The sequence below is a fragment of the Acidovorax sp. 99 genome (assembly GCF_003096455.1).
Classification (GTDB): Bacteria; Pseudomonadota; Gammaproteobacteria; order Burkholderiales; family Burkholderiaceae_C; genus Acidovorax; species Acidovorax delafieldii.
In genome coordinates this window covers 3,082,622-3,100,410 of record NZ_QEKU01000001.1, presented here as the reverse complement: position 1 = coordinate 3,100,410, position 17,789 = coordinate 3,082,622, and the positions used below count along the sequence as shown (strand labels likewise).

Genomic DNA, 17,789 nt, shown 5'->3' with positions numbered 1-17,789 from the left:
GCCCATCACCGTTTTACCAGGAGAAACTACATGGGGATGATGCAAGAGTTCAGGGAGTTCGCGGTCAAGGGCAATGTGATTGACCTCGCGGTGGGCGTCATCATTGGCGGTGCCTTTGGCAAGATCGTGGATTCGGTGGTAGCGGACCTGATCATGCCCGTGGTAGGGCTGGTCTTTGGCAAGCTCGATTTCTCCAACCTGTTCATCGTGCTGGGCAACGTGCCTCCGGGCACGGGCACCACGCTCGACGCCCTCAAAAAAGCCGGTGTGCCAGTGTTTGCCTATGGCAACTTCCTGACCGTGGCGGTCAACTTTGTGATCCTGGCGTTCATCATCTTCATGATGATCAAGCAGATCAACCGCCTCAAGCGCGAAGCCCCTGCCGCCCCCGCCGCGCCGGTGGCCCCTCCCGAAGACATTGTGTTGCTGCGCGAAATTCGCGACAGCCTGAAAAAGTAAACCCTTGGGCCAGCGGCCTTAGTGGCCGCACAAAACGCCACCGCTGCGCTGCCTCCACCAGCCGCCGGTGGCGTTGGCTTTTTTGGGGTCGCGCCGCCCGCACACCCGCGTCCAGGCTGGCACAATTTTCAGCGGTTCATTTGATATCGATCAGCGCTGGGCCCCAAGGCTTCAGCGGCTGACGTCATCCACACAGCGCCCGCGCCATGCGCACCGCCTCGATCAGGCTGGAGGCATCTGCAACGCCCTGCCCTGCAATATCAAACGCCGTGCCATGGTCGGGGCTGGTTCGCACCAGGGGCAGGCCCAGGGTCACGTTCACGCCCTTTTCCACCCCCAGGTATTTCACCGGGATCAGGCCCTGGTCGTGGTACATGGCAACGACCACATCGAACTCGCCCGCGCGCTGCGGGGTGCTGCGCGCGCGCATGAACACCGTGTCAGGCGCAAACGGGCCGTGCACATCCAGCCCCTGCGCGCGCGCCGCCGCGATGGCCGGGGCGATCACCTCCAGCTCTTCGCGGCCAAACAATCCGCCCTCGCCCGCATGGGGGTTCAACCCTGCCACACCCACGCGGGGCATACGGCCCAGGCTGCGCTGCAAGGCGGTGTGGGTGATTTGCAGCGTCTGCAGCACGTTGTCCTGCGTCACCGCCGCAATCGCGTCGCGCAGCGACACATGGATGCTGACGAGCACGGTGCGCAGCTCGTCATTGGCCAGCATCATGCGCACGGGCATCCGCGCCAGCGGCACCCCCTGGTGCGCAGCAGCCTCTGCCTGCAAGAGCTCCGTATGTCCCGGGAAGTCCACCCCTGCGGCCGACAAGGCCTCCTTGTGCAAAGGGGCTGTCACCAGCGCTGCCACCTCCCCACGCAATGCGGCACGCGCCGCCCAGACCACGCTGTCCGCCGCGGCACGGCCGGCGGCGGCGCTGATCTCGCCCCAAGGCTGGGGCCCCGGGATCCCAGGCAGTTGGAGCACGGGGATGCAGCGGGGCGGAGCATCCGCTGCTTCGCCCGGTGACCCAATCTGCGCCACAGGCACACCGGGCACACCAGGGCGCGTGATGGCGTCCGCAGCGCGTCGCACAGTGGCCAAGTCACCGACTACAAAGCAGTGGCGCAGCGCATCGGGCGCATCGCGAAAGGCCTTGGCCACGATCTCGGGACCGATGCCGGCGGGATCTCCCTGGGTGATGGCGATGGGTTGCATGGGTTTGGAGCCAAAAGTGCTTGTAGCGCTAGTTTTTCATGCGCTATCAGCTATGAATAAATGAGCAAAATGGACCGGATATCCGCACGATGTGATTGCTTGCCGTGCGGCGTCTTGCCATGGGCTAGGCGGGGTTGTCGATCTCGATGAACTGGTGGCTCAGCCCGCACTGGTCTGCCACATGCGCCGCCACGGCGGGGGCGCCATAGCGCTCCGTGGCATGGTGCCCGGCGGCAATAAAGCCCACCCCCGTCTCGCGCGCCAGGTGCGCCTGGGGCTCGGAGATTTCGCCGGTGATGAAAACATCCGCCCCTGCAGCAATGGCCGACTCGAAATACCCTTGCGCGCCGCCCGTGCACCACGCCACGCGGCGCACGGGGCGCCGTGCAGCGGCACCACCGCCCACCTCACCCGGCGACACCAGGGTCACGGGGCGGCCGAGCGCCTGGGCAACATGGTCGGCCACAGTCTGGACATTCTCGAAAGCCGCGGGCGCTGCAAAGCCCAGGTCCTGCTCGCCAAACCGCGCATCGAAGGCAAAACCCAGCACCCGGCCCAGCTGTGCGTTGTTGCCCAGTTCGGCATGGGCATCGAGAGGCAGGTGGTACGCAAACAGGTTGATGTCGTGCGCCAGCAGCAGCTGCAGCCGCTGCTTCATCCAGCCCGTGATGCGGCCATCCTGCCCGCGCCAGAACAGGCCGTGGTGCACAAAAATTGCATCGGCCTGCGCGGCAATGGCGGCTTCGATCAGCGCACGGCTGGCAGTGACGCCACTGACCACTCGCCGGATCTCAGCCTTGCCCTCGACCTGCAGGCCGTTGGGGCCGTAGTCCTTGAAGCGCTCGGGTTGCAGCAGGCTGTCAAATGCCTGCAAAAGTTGACTGCGGTGAATGCTCATGCCGCTATTGTGGCGCGCCGTTCGCGCCCCCACATTCGGAGACAATCCTGTGTGAGAGGGAGCGCCCAAGCCGCCACGGCGAACCTGCAGCGTCCACCTCCATCGCCCACACCCTGTACTACCACCGGCAAGCACCTTTCATGAAGCGACTCTGGCTGTTGTTTTCCCAGTCCGTGACGGTCCTCGTTGCGGCCTACTTTGTTGTTGCCACGCTCCAGCCTGACTGGCTGGGCCGGGGCACCACGCGCTCCGGGGCCGGTATTGCGCTGCTGGAGGCCCCTGCCACGCCGCCGTCGCAGCCCGCGGCGGGCAGCTTCAGCGGTGCGGCGCGCAAGGCGGCGCCGGCCGTGGTCAGTATCAACACCAGCAAAGAAGTGCGCCACCCGCGCAGCAACGACCCCTGGTTCCAGTTTTTCTTTGGTGACCAAGGCAGCCAGGCGCAGGCCGGCCTGGGCAGCGGCGTGATCGTGAGCCCCGAGGGCTACATCCTCACCAACAACCATGTGGTGGAAGGTGCTGACGAGATCGAGGTGACCCTCACCGACAGCCGCCGCGCCCGTGCGCGCGTGATCGGCACCGACCCCGACACCGACCTGGCCATCCTCAAGATCGAACTGGACAAGCTGCCCGTCATCGTGCTGGGCAACTCCGACGCCCTGGATGTGGGCGACCAGGTGCTGGCCATCGGCAACCCCTTCGGCGTGGGGCAGACCGTGACCAGCGGCATCGTGAGCGCGCTGGGCCGCAGCCAGCTGGGCATCAACACGTTTGAAAACTTCATCCAGACCGACGCGGCCATCAACCCCGGCAATTCGGGCGGTGCGCTGGTGGACGTGAACGGCAACCTCATGGGCATCAACACCGCGATCTACTCGCGCTCGGGCGGCAGCATGGGCATCGGGTTTGCCATTCCGGTGTCCACAGCCCGCATGGTGCTCGATGGCATCGTGAAGGACGGCCAGGTCACACGTGGCTGGATTGGCGTGGAGCCCAACGAGCTGTCGCCCGAACTGGCAGAAACCTTTGGCGTCAAAAAGGCCACCGAGGGCGTGATCATCACCGGCGTGCTGCAGGACGGCCCCGCCGCCCAGGCTGGCATGCGCCCGGGGGATGTGATCGTGAGCGTGGACGGCAAGAGCGTGGGCAATGTGTCGCAGCTGCTGACCGCCGTGGCGGCACTCAAGCCGGGCCAGGCTGCGGCGTTTGACGTACAACGGGCCGATAGGCGCGTGGAGCTGAGCATCAACCCAGGCGTGCGCCCCCGGCCACAGCGCAATGTGAGGCGCTGAGCCCCTTCAGCGAGCCCGGCTCTGCGCGGTCATCGCCGGGCGGGTACAAGCCATCACCACTGCCGATTGGGGGCGAAACAGGCGAAGGTCGTCGGCTTTGGGGCCCCTCTGCAGGGCCAAGCCGGGGTGAAGAACAGGCCAACCGGAAGGGGCCAGATGCGGGTGAGGAGTGTCCCTTCCTCTGAAGGGCTGCAGCCCTCACAGCACTATAAAAAACATAGCTGCCAGCGCATATCCCACTAGCGCTTGCAGCTATTTTTATTGTTTTCTCTCTCTCGTCGCCCAGGCAGAGCCCCACGGACGCGATCTGTGCATCACCCCCAACGCAACCCCACCAGCCTGCGGGGCTGGCAGGTCAGGATGCGGAAGCGGATTCCCCGGGCTCTTCGGGCGCCTGGGTGTGCTTGATGAAGATCTGCGCGGCCCAGATGCCCACCTCGTACAGCAGGCACATGGGCACGGCCAGCGACAGCTGCGACACCACATCGGGCGGTGTCACGACGGCGGCCACCACAAAGGCCAGCACGATGAAATAGCCGCGAAACTCGCGCAGCTTTTGCACGCTCACGATGCCCATGCGGGCCAGCACCACCACGGCAATCGGCACTTCAAACGCCATGCCGAACGCCAGGAACATGGACAGCACAAAACTCAGGTAGGCCTCGATGTCAGGCGCGGCCGTGATGCTCTTGGGGGCAAAGCTCTGAATGAACGCGAACACCTGGCCAAACACCAGGTAGTAGCAAAACGCCACCCCGATGAAGAACAGCAGCGTGCTGGACACCACCAGCGGCAGGACCAGTTTTTTCTCGTGCGAATACAGGCCGGGCGCCACAAAAGCCCAGATCTGCCACAGCACAAAAGGCAGCGCGAGCAGGAACGCCGACATCAGCAAGATCTTGAGCGGCACCATGAACGGCGAAATCACCGAAGTGGCGATCAGCGTGGCCCCCTTGGGCAGGTGGGCCACCAGGGGGGCGGCCAGAAAGTCGTACAGCGCGCCGGGGCCCGGGAAGAAGAACAGGATCGCCGCCGCAATGGCGATGGCGATCATGGCCTTGACCAGGCGATCGCGCAGCTCCATGAGGTGCTGTACGAACGGCTGCTCGGTGCCGGCGAGTTCGTCTTCTTTGGTGGGGGTTTCGGACATGGTGGGTTTTCGTGGGCGTCAAGGCCGCCCATGCGGCGCAGGGGGCGCGGCAGGCTGCGTCAGTGGAATTTTTGGGGGCGGTAGCGTGCTACGCGGGCTGCGCCAGACTGTGCCTTGGTGCGCACACCGCTGCGCGCCTTGTACCACTGGGGCACCGCGCCGCGCTTGAGGCGCCAGTTCTTGCCAGGGTGCTTGTAGGCAGGCACCACAGCCGCCTGCTCACGCAGATCGGCGTTGCTGCTGGAATCGATGGCTTCGGACCAGTCCTTCTCGAACTCGCTGGCGCTGGTCTGGATGGTGTTGTGCACGTCGCGCGCGGCGTTCTCCACCGTGTCCTTCATCTTCTTGAGCTCGTCGAGCTCCATGGACCGGTTGACCTCCGCCTTCACGTCGGAGACATAGCGCTGCGCCTTGCCCAGCAAGGTGCCGACGGTGCGGGCCACGCGGGGCAGCTTCTCGGGGCCGATGACGATCAACGCCACGGCACCGATCAGCGCCATTTTGGACAGACCAATATCAATCATGGATCAAGCGCCCGTACAAGGCAGGCAAAGGCTGCAGGTCAAAGGCACCCGCTCAGCTCTTTTGCTTGGCTTCGACATCGATGGTGGTCTTGTCGGCAGCCTGGCTGTTGGCCACCTGGCCAGCGGGGGGCGTGGCCGCAGCAGGGGCGTCCGAAGCGCCGTCCTTCATGCCGTCCTTGAAGCCCTTGACGGCGCCGCCCAAGTCGGAGCCCATGTTCTTGAGCTTCTTGGTACCGAACACCATCACAACGATCAACAGCACGATCAGCCAGTGCCAGATGGAAAAAGAGCCCATGAAATATCTCCTAACGAATTGCAATCATTTTAGACGGGGGGCGTGACAGGAGTTCAATGCCGGGACATGCCGGCACCTCTGTATCTGCCCCGATCGTCAGCCTGGTTCAGCCTTTGAGCCACGGGCGGGGGCCGCCCATCACGTGGATATGCAGGTGGTGGATTTCCTGCCCACCTTCAAGCCCCGTGTTTACCACGACGCGAAAGCCACCATCCGGGTACGGGTTGCAGCCCTGCTCCAGCGCCAGCTTCGGCGCCAGCGCCATCATGCGCCCCAGCACCCCGGCATGTTCCGGGGTGACCTGTGCCATGGAAGGGATATGCAGCTTGGGCACCATCAAAAAGTGCACCGGCGCCCACGGGTGAATGTCGTGGAAGGCGAAAATTTCTTCGTCCTCATAAACCTTCTTGGAAGGGATCTGGCCCGCGATGATTTTGCAGAAAAGGCAGTTCGGATCGTGCATGGGGGGATCGGAGCAAAGGGAATCTGGGGTACAGGCGCGGATCAACCCTGAGGGTGCCTCGCGCGCGAGCGAGGGATGTTCTGCATAACCCTCGCGAGTCGGTGTAGTGCGGATCGGGATGGGCCGCAAGGCGTCTTTTTGCAGCCAATAGCTGTGCTATTGGCCAAAAAAGCAACGCAGCGGACCGCCCGAGACCGCGCTATTACGGACCGCAGGGAGTTATGCAGGACATCCCTAGGCATTGTCAGCGATCTTGATGCTGGGGCGCACGCCCACGTCCTTGCGGTGCGCGTGCAGCCACTCCTGCCCCGCTGTGCGGCCCAGCGCAAACAGCTTGCGCACAAAGGCCAGGTCCGCACGCAGCTTGCTGTCGGCCCCGAAGGGCGCCAGCACCGAGCCACCATCGATGCGGTGCATACGCACGCTCTTGTAGCGGCGGGCGTCGAGCTTGCCCTCGGCGAGCAGGCGGCGAACGAACTCGATGGCGCGCAGCTCGGCCAGCAGGCTGGCGTTGAAGGTGACTTCGTTCATGCGCTCCATGATCTCGGAGGCGCTGCTGGGCACGTCCAGATGCTCCACGGGGTTGATCTGCACCAGCAGGATGTCCGAGGTATCGGTCTGGTAGATTAACGGATGCAGCGCAGGGTTGCCGGAATAGCCGCCGTCCCAGTACGCCTCACCCTCGATCTCGACCGCCTTGAACAGCATGGGCAGGCAGGCCGACGCCATCACCGCATCCGCACTAAGCCGGGGCCCAAAAAAAATCTCGCCCCGGCCGGTGCGCACGTTGGTGGCACACACAAACACCTTGGGGCCGACGACGCCGGTGCGGGCGGAGCACAGCAGGCTGAAATCCACTTCGCGCTCCAGCAGCTTGCGCAGGGGGTTGATCCCCAGCGGATTGGTCTGGTAGGGCGAGAACCACTGCGACATCATGCCCACCAGCGGATTGGCGGCAGACAACGGCGTACCCCAGGTCAGGCTGCCCAGCGCGCCCACCCCTTCCCACAGGCGGGTGAGCGATTCGCGGGCCAGGGTGCAGCCTGCGAGGTGGGCGTCTTCGGGGTCCTTGTGCTGCTGCGCTGCCTGCGCAAACCCGTGCGCCAGGGCCACCGCGTTCATGGCGCCTGCGCTGGTGCCACTGACACCATCAAACTGCCACTGGCCGTCCTCCAGCAGCGCATCCAGCACGCCCCAGGTGAGCGCGCCGTGCGAGCCACCGCCCTGCAGCGCCAGATTCAGACGCGGGCGGGGACGGGCAGCTTCATGCATCCACGGCCTGGCTCTTGTTCATGGCGACCATGCCACGCACGATGCGGTAGAGGAACCAGATGGAGATCAGGCCCCAGGCGATCCAGCCGGGCAGGACGAACAGCAGCCACAGCGGCGCAGTGACGATGTAAAGCACGCCCGCCCAAATCACCGTGCGGATGCGCCACGAGAAATGGTTGGCCTGCCAGGTGCCTTCGGCATCGCCCTTTTTCACCAAGTCGATCACCAGCGCCACGATCAGCAGCGCTGCGCCGGGCTGCGCGCCCGGGATGACCGCCCCCAGCGCCACGATCAGGTGCAGCACATAGCTGACCCAGCCGATGGCCTTGAGGTCTTCGGCCTTCTGGTCGTTGGTCTGCACGTCGATGATCTCGCTCACGGTGTACCTTCTTCGGCAGCGCGTTCCGCCACCTTGCGCAGGGCCTTTTCCTCGATGCCGCTGGTGCCTTCGCGGCGCTCCAGCTCGGCCACCACGTCGGCGGGGGTGAGGCCATAATGGGCCAGCGCCACCATGGTATGGAACCACAGGTCGGCCACTTCATAGACGATCTTGGACTTGTCGGCGCCATGGTCCACATCCTTCGCGGCCATGACCACCTCGGTGGCTTCTTCGCCGATCTTCTTCAGGAAGGCATCGGGCCCCTTGTGCAGCAGGCGCGACACGTAGCTGGTGGCCGGGTCGCCGCCATTGGCGGGCTTGCGGCTCTCGATGACGGCGGCCAGGCGCGCCAGGGAATCGTGGGAACTCATGGTCTTGTCGTCCATTGCCATTACTTGTAGATGGATTCGGGGTCTTTCAAGACCGGATCGACCGCGTGCCAGGCACCGTCCTTGAGCACGCTGAAAAAGCAGCTGTGGCGGCCCGTGTGGCAGGCGATGCCGGGCTCGTGGCCCTGCTGGGTGACCTTGAGCAGCACCACGTCGTTGTCGCAGTCCAGGCGGATTTCGTGCACCGTCTGCACGTGGCCGGACTCTTCGCCCTTGAACCACAGCTTTTTGCGCGAGCGGCTGAAGTACACGGCACGGCCCAGTTCAGCGGTTTTCGCCAGGGCCTCGCGGTTCATCCACGCAAACATCAGCACGTCGCCCGTGCCCTGCTCTTGCGCAATCACGGGCACCAGACCCTGCGCATCCCATTTCACTTCGTTGAGCCAGTTCATGGGGGCCATTGTCGGTGATCCGTGTGGCGCACCAGTGCCAACCAGGGCGCGCACCTGCACTTTTCAAGTGTTTTTGACTACAAGCGCAAGTATTACATGCGCTTGCAGCTATCAAATCAGGAGCAAAGCCGATCACATCCGCACGGGGATGCCGCGCTCTGCCATGCGCTGCTTGGCCTGGCCCACGGTGTATTCGCCGTAGTGGAAGATGCTGGCGGCCAGCACCGCGTCGGCGCCGCCGGTCTGGATGCCGTCGGCCAAGTGGTCAAGGTTGCCCACACCGCCCGAGGCGATCACGGGCACGCTGACAGCGTCACTCACCGCGCGGGTCAGTTCCAGGTCAAAACCCGCCTTGGTGCCGTCGCGGTCCATGCTGGTCAGCAGGATCTCGCCCGCACCGCGCTGCGCCATCTCGGTGGCCCAGGCAATGGCGTCCAGGCCGGTGTTCTTGCGCCCACCATGGCTGTACACGTCCCAGCCCGCACCCACGGGCTGGCCGTTGGCGGCCAGGCGTAAGGCGTCCTCGGCCGAGCGGCGCTTGGCGTCGATGGCCACCACGATGCACTGCGCGCCGTACTTGGCCGACACCGCGTTGATCACCTCAGGGTTGGCAATCGCGGCCGAGTTGAAGCTGGTCTTGTCCGCGCCGGCATTGAGCAGGCGGCGCACGTCGTCCACGGTGCGCACGCCACCACCCACGGTGAGCGGAATGAACACCTGGCTGGCCACGGCCTCGATGATGTGCAGGATGAGGTCACGGCCATCGCTGGTGGCGGTGATGTCCAGGAAGGTGAGCTCGTCAGCGCCCTGCGCGTTGTAGCGCGCGGCAATTTCGACCGGGTCGCCTGCGTCGCGCAGCTCGACGAAATTGACGCCCTTGACCACACGGCCTCCGGTGACGTCCAGGCAAGGGATGATGCGTTTGGCGAGCATGCAGTCCTTAGCCGTTCAGTTCGTCGGCACGTGCTTGTGCCGCCGCAAAGTCCAGGTCGCCGCTGTAGATGGCGCGGCCGCAGATCACGCCCTCCACGCCCTCGTCTTCGACGGCGCACAGCTGCTCGATGTCGGCCATGTTGGACAGGCCGCCCGAGGCGATCACAGGGATGCTCAAAGCCTGGGCCAGCTTCACCGTGGCGTCGATGTTGATGCCCGACAGCATGCCGTCGCGGCCGATGTCGGTGTAGATGATGGATTCGACGCCCCAGTCCTCGAACTTCTTGGCCAGGTCCACGACCTCGTGGCCGGTGAGCTTGCTCCAGCCGTCGGTAGCCACCTTGCCGTCCTTGGCGTCGAGCCCCACGATGATGTGGCCGCCGAACGCGCTGCAGGCGTCTTTGAGGAAGCCGGGATTCTTCACGGCCGCCGTGCCGATGATCACGTAGCGCAGGCCGCCGTCGATGTATTTCTCGATGGTGTCCAGGTCGCGGATGCCGCCGCCCAGCTGCACGGGGATGTCGTCACCCACCTCTTTCAGAATGGACTTGATGGCGCTGTAGTTCTTGGGCACGCCCGCAAACGCACCGTTCAGGTCCACCAGGTGCAGGCGGCGTGCGCCGGCATCCACCCATTTGCGCGCCATGGCGGCGGGGTCTTCACCAAAGGTGGTGGATTGGTCCATATCGCCTTGCTTGAGGCGTACGCAGTGGCCGTCTTTGAGGTCGATGGCGGGGATGAGCAGCATGGTGGTGAAGTTCGGGTGAAAAAGGGCGAGACGCAGCTCGGCCCGAACGGGTGGGGGTTAAGGGATCAGGGATTCCAGTGCAGAAAATTGCGGTACAGGGCCAGGCCGTGCTCCGCGCTCTTCTCCGGGTGAAACTGGGTGGCAAAAATATTATCGCGCGCAACCGCGGCAGCAAACAAACCGCCGTAGTCGGCCTGCCCTGCGCAATGGGCAGGATTTTGCGGCACAGCGTAGAAACTGTGCACGAAGTAGAAATAACTGTTGTCCGGCACGCCCGCCCACACCGGGTGCACGCCGCCGCCGTGGTGGGCGTGGGGCATCTGCCGCACCTGGTTCCAGCCCATCTGGGGCACCTTGAAGCGGCTGCCGTCGGGCTGGGTGCGGCCTGCCAGGTCGAACTTGAGCACGTCGCCAGGGATCAGGCCCAGCCCAGGCGTGTCACCCTCGGCGCTGTGGTCCAGCAGCATCTGCATGCCCACGCACACCCCAAACATCGGCTTGCTGGCAGCGGCTTCGAGCACCGATTCCTGCAGACCGGACTCGCGCAACTCGCGCATGCAGTCGGGCATGGCGCCCTGCCCTGGCAGCACGATGCGCTGGGCGGAGCGCACGTCTTCGGGGCGCTGGGTGACGACCACGGTCCAGCCCGTGCCCTCGGCGGCGGCCTGCACGGCCTGCGACACGGAGCGCAGGTTTCCCATGCCGTAGTCCACGACCGCCACTGTTTTTGCTTCCATATTCATAGCTGCTAGCGCATACAAATCAAGCGCCTACGCCTGATTTGGCTGAAAAATTCACAGAGAGCCCTTGGTGGAGGGGATGACACCGGCCGAGCGCGGATCGCGCTCCAGCGCCGCACGCAGCGTGCGCCCGAACGCCTTGAAGATGGTCTCGCACTGGTGGTGTGCGTTGACGCCCTTGAGGTTGTCGATGTGCAGCGTCACGCCCGCGTGGTTCACAAAGCCCTGGAAGAACTCGAACACCAGTTGCGTGTCGAGCTGGCCGATGCTCCCGGCCGTGAACTTTACGTCCATGTGCAGTCCGGGGCGGCCCGAAAAATCGACCACCACGCGCGACAGCGCTTCATCCAGCGGCACGTAGGCATGGCCGTAGCGGCGGATGCCTTTCTTGTCGCCCACCGCGCGCGCAAAAGCCTGGCCCAGGGTGATGCCCACGTCTTCCACGGTATGGTGGCCGTCGATGTGCAGGTCGCCTTCGCAGTCGATGTCGAGGTCGATCAGCCCGTGGCGGGCGATCTGGTCGAGCATGTGGTCAAAGAAGCCGATGCCGGTGTGCAGCTTGGCCTGGCCGGTGCCGTCGAGGTTGATGCGCACACGGATGCGCGTCTCGGCGGTGTTGCGGCTGACCTCGGCAATGCGGTCGGCCATCGGATCGGCCGATGGGGCGGAGGGTACGAGTGCGGAGGAAGTCATAGGGAGGCTTGGAGTGCGGCCAGCATCTGCGCGTTGTCTTCGGCATTGCCTACCGTCAGGCGCAGGCAGTTGGCCAGCAATGGGTGCATTGTAGAAACGTTCTTGACGAGCACCTTGCGGTTTTTCATGCCCTCGTAGGCCTTGGCGGAATCCGCCACACGGATCAGCACCATGTTGGCCTCGCTGTCCCAGCACTTTTCGACCCCCGGCATCTGGCGCAGCGCGGCGATGAGCGTGGTGCGTTCGACACGGATCTCGGCGGCCTGGGCGGCAAAAACCTCGGAATGTTCCAGCGCAAACAGGGCGGCTTCGCAGTTGAGCACGCTCACGTTGTAGGGCGGGCGCACCTTGTCGATCTCGCTCACGAACGCCGAGGGCCCGATGAGGTAGCCCAGGCGCACGCCTGCGAGGCCAAACTTGCTGAGCGTACGCATGAGCAGCACGTGCGCATTGCGCGCAGGCTCGGCACGCATGCGGTCGATCCAGGTGCGGCTGGCAAAGGGCTGGTAGGCCTCATCCATGACCACGATGCCGCCCTGCGCGCCCGCAGCGTCGATGATGCGCTGCACCGCGCCCTCGTCCCACAGCGTGGCCGTGGGGTTGTTGGGGTAGGCGATGTAGGTGATGGCCGGGCGGTGCTGTTCGATGGCGGCCAGCAGGGCAGGCTCGTCCAGCTCGAAATCAAGCGTGAGCGGCACGCCGACAAAGTCCAGGCCCTGCAGCTGCGCCGACAGCGGGTACATCACAAAACCGGGCATGGGTGCCAGCATGGTGGCGCGCTGACCTGTGCCCGGCTGTGCGCAGGCCAGGGCCAGCAGGGTGATGAGTTCGTCCGACCCGTTGCCCAGCACGATGCCATAGCCCTCGGGCATGCCCGCGTACTGCGCTAGGGCCGCCTTCAGGTCAGCAATGCGGTCGCCGGGGTAGCGGTTGAGTGCCACCGAACCCAGGCGCTGGCCCAGCGCGGCCTGCAAATGCGCGGGCAGGCGGAAGGGGTTCTCCATCGCGTCCATCTTGAGCATGCCGGTGGACGGCTGCACGACATAGGAATGCATCGCGCGCACGTCAGGGCGGATGCGGGCCAGGGCCTGGAGGGGGGACGACGCGGGAGTAGTCATTCGGTGGTGTCCAGTTCGTTGGGGGTGACAAGGAAAGGGTTGATGGGGCGCACGGCGTCCATCGGCTGATCGTGCGGCAGTGCCTCGGTCAGCAGGTAGCGGCAGCCTTGCTGGTGGGCGGACGAGAGGATGAGCGCGTCCCAGTAGCCCAGGCGGTAGCGGTCCTGCAGGTCCCAGGCGCCGTCCACGGTGTAGGAGTCCAGGTGCGGCGGCAGCCACACGCGCAGGCGGCGCACCTGGGCGCGCACCTGCTGCAGCACCTGCGGGCCATCAAAACGCTGGATGGCCTGGTTGTACAGCTCGTTGAGCACCTGCGAGCTGATGCGGCCGCTGCGCGTCTGCCAGCAAAAGGCGATCCATTCGCGGGCCCGCGCCTGGCGCTCGGCATCGCGGTCGTCCACGCTGGCGAGCAGGATTTCGGTATCGACAAAGATGGGGACGGTGGCCATGTGTTCTGCCCCGTTCAGCGCAGAAACAGGGTTTCGCGCGGCACATAGGGCCCGCTCGAAGCACCCCAGCTTTCAAAACTCAGCGCCTCGCGCATGGCCTGGGCATAGGCGTCTTCCTGGCGCATCTTTTCGGCCAGCCATTCACCGAGCAGGCGGGACACGCTGCTGCCGCGCTTGGCGGCTTCCACGCGCACCCATTCGGCAACGGTGTCGTCCATGGTCACGGTGATGTTTTTCATGGGTTAAATATTACACGAACTTCGTGCACCACGAACTTCGTGTTGATTAAAACATCACATTCAAGCCGCCTTGCGGGGTGCCCCGCTTTGCAGCATCTGGCACGCCATGTCCCCCACGGTGCGCAGCGCCTCCAGGTGGGCGGGCGTCCAGTCGCCTCCCACGCCGATACGCAGGCAGTTGCGAAACCGTCCGCTGGCACTGAACACCGTGCCGGGTGCGATCAGGATCTGCCGGGCCAGGCAGGCTTCGTGGAGCTGCACGGAATCGAGCGCGCGCGGCAGCTCCAGCCACAGCAGCAGGCCGCCGGGCGGGTCACTCACGCGGGTACCCTGCGGGAAGTGCGCGGCAATCACATGGCGCACCTCGTCCATGCGCGCCGCCACGGCCGCGCGCAGCTGGCGCATGGCGGCGACGTGGCCCGCCTGGGTGATGAGATCGGCCAGCGCCAGCTCCAGCACAGCGGACTGGCCACCCGCCTGCAGGTCCTTGATGGCGCGCAGCTTGTCGGCCCAGCGGCCAACCTCCAGCCAGCCCAGGCGCAGGCCCGGCGCCAGCGTCTTAGAGAACGAGTCGCACAGCATCACATGGCCGGTGGTGTCGTACGACTTGACGGTGCGCCGCATCTCGTCCACCTCGACCAGGTCGTTGTAGATCGCGTCCTCGATCACCGCCATGTCGTGCCGCGCCGCCATCTGCGCCAGGCGCTTGCGCTCGGCCTGGGGCATGCAGCTGCCCAGCGGGTTGCTGAGCGTGGGCACCACCATCACGGCCTTGACGGGCTGGGTGTCCAACGCCAGTTGCAGCGCATCCAGCGAGAGGCCGTTGCGCGGGTGGGTGGGAATCTCCAGCGCCTTGAGGTGCAGGCCCTGCAGCACCTCCAGAAACGAAAAATGCGTGGGTGACTCCAGCGCCACCACGTCGCCCGGCTGCGTCACCGCGCGCAGGCACAGCGCAATGCTGTCCATGCAGCCTCCGGTGATCACGATGTTCTCGGGGTCCAGGCTGCAGCCCAGGCTGACGGCATAGCGCGCCAGCGCGCGGCGCGCGTCCTCATGGCCCGACGAACCGGGGTAGGTGCACAGCAGGTTGCGGTGGCGCTGCGCGGCTCGCACCACGGCGCGGCGCACGCGGTCAGGGTTGAACAGCTCGGGGCCAGGCGTTCCGCTGCTGTACGAAATGATGTCCACCGGCTGGTTGCGCCCCAGGATGCGCTGGCCCAGCCAGTCCACCGACACCTCGCGGGGGCGGCGCATCGGGCGCGGCGTGCTGGGCTCGGGCAGGCTCACCGGCCGCGCCGCCACAAAAAAGCCGGAGCGCGGGCGCGCGGTGATCAGGCGCGCATCTTCGAGCCAGTGGTAGGCCTGCACCACCGTGGTCTGCGCCACGCCGTGCTGGCGCGCCAGCTCACGCACCGAGGGCAGCTTTTCGCCGCGCGCCAGGGTGCCGTTGCGGATCAGCTGCGCGAGCTGTTCGGCGATTTGAAGGTACAGCGGGGGTGCGTCATCGGTGGCCATACTGCATTCTGTACTGGCACTTTGGCCGGCAGACAGTACAGAGACGGCCCAGTGCGTACAGTACAGATGGGCCGGTTCGCTGTTCTGTACTGGGCCAGATCGCACGCGCCTGTGGCTGGTGGCCCACGGCAGCTGGCCGCACAGTGAAGGCATGAACACGCTGCACACCCCCACCCCACCGTCGCCCACGCTGCCCACCCAGCCTGCGGTGCCCCTCACCCTGCAATGGAAGCGCCAGCCCCTGCCGCCACTGCAGGCCGTCCAGGTGCTGGACTTCCGCGCGGGCGAGATCGCCCTGCTCGAAGTCGAACAGGGCCGCGTCTGGGTGACCTGTGATGGTCTGCTGGAGGATTATTTTCTGGAGGCTGGGCAGCGCCTGTCGTTCGCCGGACCGGTGCGGCTGCGCGTCAGCGCCGAAGGCCGCCGACCTGCACGGCTGAACTGGGCGCAGCACCGGGCCGTGGAAGGTGCCGCGTATCCGCCAGCGCCCTCTACAACCGCAGCGCCGGCCGCAACCCCTCAGCCCAGGACAGCAGCCCCCACGCAGGGCGCCCTGCCCCGGGGTGCCATCAGCGCGGCTTGACGGGCGTGGTCAGCCGCATCTCTGCGGCTTGCGCGTGGGCCTGCAGGCCCTCGCCATAGGCCAGCTCGGCGGCGATGGTGCCCAGCACCTGGGCACCGGCCTCGCTCACCTCGATGAGGCTGCTGCGTTTCTGGAAGTCGTACACGCCCAGCGGCGACGAGAAGCGCGCCGTGCCGCTGGTGGGCAGCACGTGGTTGGGGCCTGCGCAGTAGTCGCCCAGGCTTTCGGAGGTGTAGGCCCCCAGGAAGATCGCGCCCGCGTGGCGCAGCAGCGGCTCCCAGCGGTGTGGGGAGGTAGAGCTCACTTCCAGGTGTTCCGGTGCGATGCGGTTGCTGATCGCGCAGGCTTCTTCCATGTCCTTGGTGAGGATCAGCGCGCCGCGGCCGGTGAGGCTCTTGGCGATGATCTCGGCGCGCGGCATGGTAGGCAGCAGGCGGTCGATCTCGCGCTGCACGGCGTCGAGGTAGGCGGCGTCGGGACACAGCAGGATGCTCTGCGCCAGCTCGTCATGTTCGGCCTGGCTGAAGAGATCCATCGCCACCCAATCGGGCGGCGTGGTGCCATCGGCCAGCACCAGGATTTCGCTCGGGCCCGCGATCATGTCGATGCCCACGGTGCCGAACACGCGCTTCTTGGCGCTGGCCACGTAGGCGTTGCCGGGGCCGGTGATCTTGTCCACCTTGGGCACGGTGGCAGTGCCGTAGGCCAGCGCGGCCACGGCCTGGGCGCCGCCGATGGTGAAGGCGCGCGTCACACCGGCCACGTAGGCGGCGGCCAGCACCAGCTCGTTGCGCTCGCCCTTCGTCGAGGTGCCCTCGCCCGTTCCGCCCGTGGCCACGCTGCCGCGCACGGGCGTGGGCACAACCATGATGATTTCCTGCACGCCCGCCACATGGGCCGGGATGGCGTTCATCAGCAGGCTCGACGGGTAGGCGGCCTTGCCGCCGGGCACGTAGATGCCCACACGGTCCAGCGGCGTGACCTTCTGGCCCAGCAGCGTGCCGTCTTCGTCGCGGTAGCTCCAGCTCTCGCCCGAAGCCTTCTTCTGCGCTTCGTGGTAGCTGCGCACGCGCTTGGCGGCGGCCTGCAGCGCGTCGCGCTGGGCCTGCGGGATGGCGTCGAACGCGGCCTTGAAGTCGGCCTGGGTCAGCTCCAGCGCGGCCATGTTGGGCGCAGAGAGGCCGTCGAAGCGGGCGGTGTACTCCAGCACCGCCGCGTCGCCGCGCTTTTGCACGTCGGCCAGGATGTCGGCCACGCGCTGCTCAATGGCCGCGTCGGTGTCAGCAGACCAATGCAGGCGGGCTGCAAAATCAGCCTCAAAAGTGGCCGCAGCGGTGGACAGACGGGCGGGAGCAGCTACCAAAGTCATAGTGTCAGTCGTTGGGTGGAGGTCAGTTCTTTTCGGCCGGTATGGCTGAGGCAAACGCATCGATGATGCGGCGCAGTGGCGCCTGCTTGAGCTTGAGCGCGGCCTGGTTCACGACCAGGTAGGAGCTGATGTCCATGATGCGCTCGACCTCGACCAGGTTGTTCGCCTTGAGCGTGTTGCCGGTGGAGACCAGGTCCACGATCGCATCGGCCAGGCCTGTGAGCGGCGCCAGTTCCATGCTGCCGTAGAGCTTGACCATGTCCACGTGCACGCCCTTGCTCGCAAAAAAGTCGCGCGCAATGCCGGTGTACTTGGTGGCGACCTTGAGGCGCGAGCCCTGCTTGACGGCCTGTGCGTAGTCGAAGTCGTTGCGCACGGCCACGCTGACGCGGCATTTGGCAATGCGCAGGTCCAGCGGCTGGTACAGGCCCTGGCCGCCGTGCTCGATGAGCGTGTCCTTACCAGTCACGCCGATGTCGGCGCCGCCGTATTCCACATAGGTGGGCACGTCGGTGGCGCGCACCAGCACCACGCGCACATTGGGCTGGTTGGTGGGCAGGATGAGCTTGCGCGATTTTTCGGGGTCTTCGAGCACCTCGATGCCTGCAGCGGCCAGCAGCGGCAGGGTTTCGTCAAAGATGCGGCCCTTGGAAAGCGCCAGGGTGATCATGTTGCTGCT

General features: G+C 65.7%; 23 protein-coding genes. 3 read left to right on the top strand and 20 right to left on the bottom strand.

Features of this window, described 5'->3' with window-relative positions; genetic code table 11:
- Positions 1-30 precede the first annotated feature (30 nt).
- Positions 31-459, top strand: a complete 429-nt coding sequence (mscL, locus tag C8C95_RS14450; RefSeq protein WP_056641077.1) for a large conductance mechanosensitive channel protein MscL — start codon at positions 31-33, stop codon at positions 457-459.
- 184 nt (positions 460-643) lie between these two features.
- Here mscL and pdxA read toward each other — a convergent pair whose 3' ends face one another.
- Both pdxA and C8C95_RS14440 read right to left on the bottom strand, forming a co-directional pair.
- Positions 644-1,672: a 4-hydroxythreonine-4-phosphate dehydrogenase PdxA gene (gene pdxA / locus C8C95_RS14445; protein ID WP_116749034.1), complete on the bottom strand. Its 1,029-nt coding sequence runs from the start codon at positions 1,670-1,672 to the stop codon at positions 644-646.
- 124 nt (positions 1,673-1,796) lie between these two features.
- Positions 1,797-2,570, bottom strand: coding sequence for a Nif3-like dinuclear metal center hexameric protein (locus C8C95_RS14440; RefSeq protein ID WP_116749033.1), 774 nt, complete (start codon positions 2,568-2,570; stop codon positions 1,797-1,799).
- A gap of 140 nt (positions 2,571-2,710) precedes the next feature.
- Between C8C95_RS14440 and C8C95_RS14435 the strand changes: the two genes are divergently transcribed.
- Positions 2,711-3,859: a trypsin-like peptidase domain-containing protein gene (locus C8C95_RS14435; protein ID WP_116749032.1), complete on the top strand. Its 1,149-nt coding sequence runs from the start codon at positions 2,711-2,713 to the stop codon at positions 3,857-3,859.
- Between the two features lie 355 nt (positions 3,860-4,214).
- Here C8C95_RS14435 and tatC read toward each other — a convergent pair whose 3' ends face one another.
- From tatC to C8C95_RS14355, 16 genes are all read right to left on the bottom strand, one after another.
- Positions 4,215-5,009 carry a twin-arginine translocase subunit TatC gene (gene tatC, locus C8C95_RS14430; protein WP_056060263.1) on the bottom strand — a complete coding sequence of 265 codons (795 nt, stop codon included), beginning with the start codon at positions 5,007-5,009 and terminating at the stop codon, positions 4,215-4,217.
- Positions 5,010-5,068: 59 nt separating this feature from the next.
- Positions 5,069-5,533, bottom strand: a complete 465-nt coding sequence (tatB, locus tag C8C95_RS14425) for a Sec-independent protein translocase protein TatB (RefSeq protein WP_056641061.1) — start codon at positions 5,531-5,533, stop codon at positions 5,069-5,071.
- Between the two features lie 52 nt (positions 5,534-5,585).
- Positions 5,586-5,828, bottom strand: a complete 243-nt coding sequence (gene tatA / locus C8C95_RS14420; RefSeq protein WP_015012694.1) for a Sec-independent protein translocase subunit TatA — start codon at positions 5,826-5,828, stop codon at positions 5,586-5,588.
- Between the two features lie 106 nt (positions 5,829-5,934).
- A complete protein-coding gene (locus tag C8C95_RS14415) occupies positions 5,935-6,291 on the bottom strand; it encodes a histidine triad nucleotide-binding protein (RefSeq protein WP_015012693.1) in 357 nt (118 codons plus the stop codon).
- Positions 6,292-6,525: 234 nt separating this feature from the next.
- A complete protein-coding gene (locus C8C95_RS14410) occupies positions 6,526-7,563 on the bottom strand; it encodes a patatin-like phospholipase family protein (protein WP_116749031.1) in 1,038 nt (345 codons plus the stop codon).
- Entirely contained in the window at positions 7,556-7,942 is a 387-nt protein-coding gene (locus C8C95_RS14405) for a hypothetical protein (RefSeq protein WP_116749030.1), read from the bottom strand. Before C8C95_RS14405 ends, C8C95_RS14410 begins: the two co-directional genes overlap by 8 nt.
- On the bottom strand, positions 7,939-8,313 hold the full coding sequence (locus tag C8C95_RS14400) for a phosphoribosyl-ATP diphosphatase (protein WP_043566048.1): 375 nt from the start codon (positions 8,311-8,313) through the stop codon (positions 7,939-7,941). Before C8C95_RS14400 ends, C8C95_RS14405 begins: the two co-directional genes overlap by 4 nt.
- Before the next feature lie 20 nt (positions 8,314-8,333).
- Positions 8,334-8,732 carry a phosphoribosyl-AMP cyclohydrolase gene (gene hisI / locus C8C95_RS14395; protein ID WP_082522382.1) on the bottom strand — a complete coding sequence of 133 codons (399 nt, stop codon included), beginning with the start codon at positions 8,730-8,732 and terminating at the stop codon, positions 8,334-8,336.
- 123 nt (positions 8,733-8,855) lie between these two features.
- Complete coding sequence (gene hisF / locus C8C95_RS14390) at positions 8,856-9,656, bottom strand: imidazole glycerol phosphate synthase subunit HisF (protein WP_116749029.1); 801 nt, start codon at positions 9,654-9,656, stop codon at positions 8,856-8,858.
- Between the two features lie 7 nt (positions 9,657-9,663).
- On the bottom strand, positions 9,664-10,404 hold the full coding sequence (gene hisA, locus C8C95_RS14385; protein WP_056060243.1) for a 1-(5-phosphoribosyl)-5-[(5-phosphoribosylamino)methylideneamino]imidazole-4-carboxamide isomerase: 741 nt from the start codon (positions 10,402-10,404) through the stop codon (positions 9,664-9,666).
- A 65-nt stretch (positions 10,405-10,469) separates the two neighbouring features.
- The gene (gene hisH / locus C8C95_RS14380; protein ID WP_043565135.1) at positions 10,470-11,147 is read right to left on the bottom strand and encodes an imidazole glycerol phosphate synthase subunit HisH; all 678 of its coding nucleotides are present in this window, start codon (positions 11,145-11,147) and stop codon (positions 10,470-10,472) included.
- A gap of 51 nt (positions 11,148-11,198) precedes the next feature.
- Entirely contained in the window at positions 11,199-11,837 is a 639-nt protein-coding gene (gene hisB / locus C8C95_RS14375) for an imidazoleglycerol-phosphate dehydratase HisB (protein WP_056747259.1), read from the bottom strand.
- On the bottom strand, positions 11,834-12,955 hold the full coding sequence (hisC, locus tag C8C95_RS14370) for a histidinol-phosphate transaminase (protein WP_116749028.1): 1,122 nt from the start codon (positions 12,953-12,955) through the stop codon (positions 11,834-11,836). Before hisC ends, hisB begins: the two co-directional genes overlap by 4 nt.
- Positions 12,952-13,404, bottom strand: coding sequence for a PIN domain-containing protein (locus C8C95_RS14365; RefSeq protein WP_116749027.1), 453 nt, complete (start codon positions 13,402-13,404; stop codon positions 12,952-12,954). The genes hisC and C8C95_RS14365 overlap by 4 nt, the downstream gene beginning before the upstream one ends.
- A gap of 14 nt (positions 13,405-13,418) precedes the next feature.
- Positions 13,419-13,643 (bottom strand): CopG family transcriptional regulator, encoded by a 225-nt coding sequence (locus tag C8C95_RS14360; protein ID WP_069103652.1) that lies wholly within the window; start codon positions 13,641-13,643, stop codon positions 13,419-13,421.
- A 60-nt stretch (positions 13,644-13,703) separates the two neighbouring features.
- The gene (locus C8C95_RS14355) at positions 13,704-15,158 is read right to left on the bottom strand and encodes a PLP-dependent aminotransferase family protein (RefSeq protein WP_116749026.1); all 1,455 of its coding nucleotides are present in this window, start codon (positions 15,156-15,158) and stop codon (positions 13,704-13,706) included.
- A 151-nt stretch (positions 15,159-15,309) separates the two neighbouring features.
- Here C8C95_RS14355 and C8C95_RS14350 point away from each other — a divergent pair, with 151 nt between their 5' ends.
- A complete protein-coding gene (locus C8C95_RS14350; protein ID WP_116749025.1) occupies positions 15,310-15,741 on the top strand; it encodes a DUF2917 domain-containing protein in 432 nt (143 codons plus the stop codon).
- Here C8C95_RS14350 and hisD read toward each other — a convergent pair.
- Positions 15,728-17,110, bottom strand: a complete 1,383-nt coding sequence (gene hisD / locus C8C95_RS14345; RefSeq protein ID WP_116749024.1) for a histidinol dehydrogenase — start codon at positions 17,108-17,110, stop codon at positions 15,728-15,730. The genes C8C95_RS14350 and hisD overlap by 14 nt on opposite strands.
- A 22-nt stretch (positions 17,111-17,132) precedes the next feature.
- Positions 17,133-17,780: an ATP phosphoribosyltransferase gene (gene hisG, locus C8C95_RS14340; protein ID WP_116750294.1), complete on the bottom strand. Its 648-nt coding sequence runs from the start codon at positions 17,778-17,780 to the stop codon at positions 17,133-17,135.
- Positions 17,781-17,789: the final 9 nt, after the last annotated feature.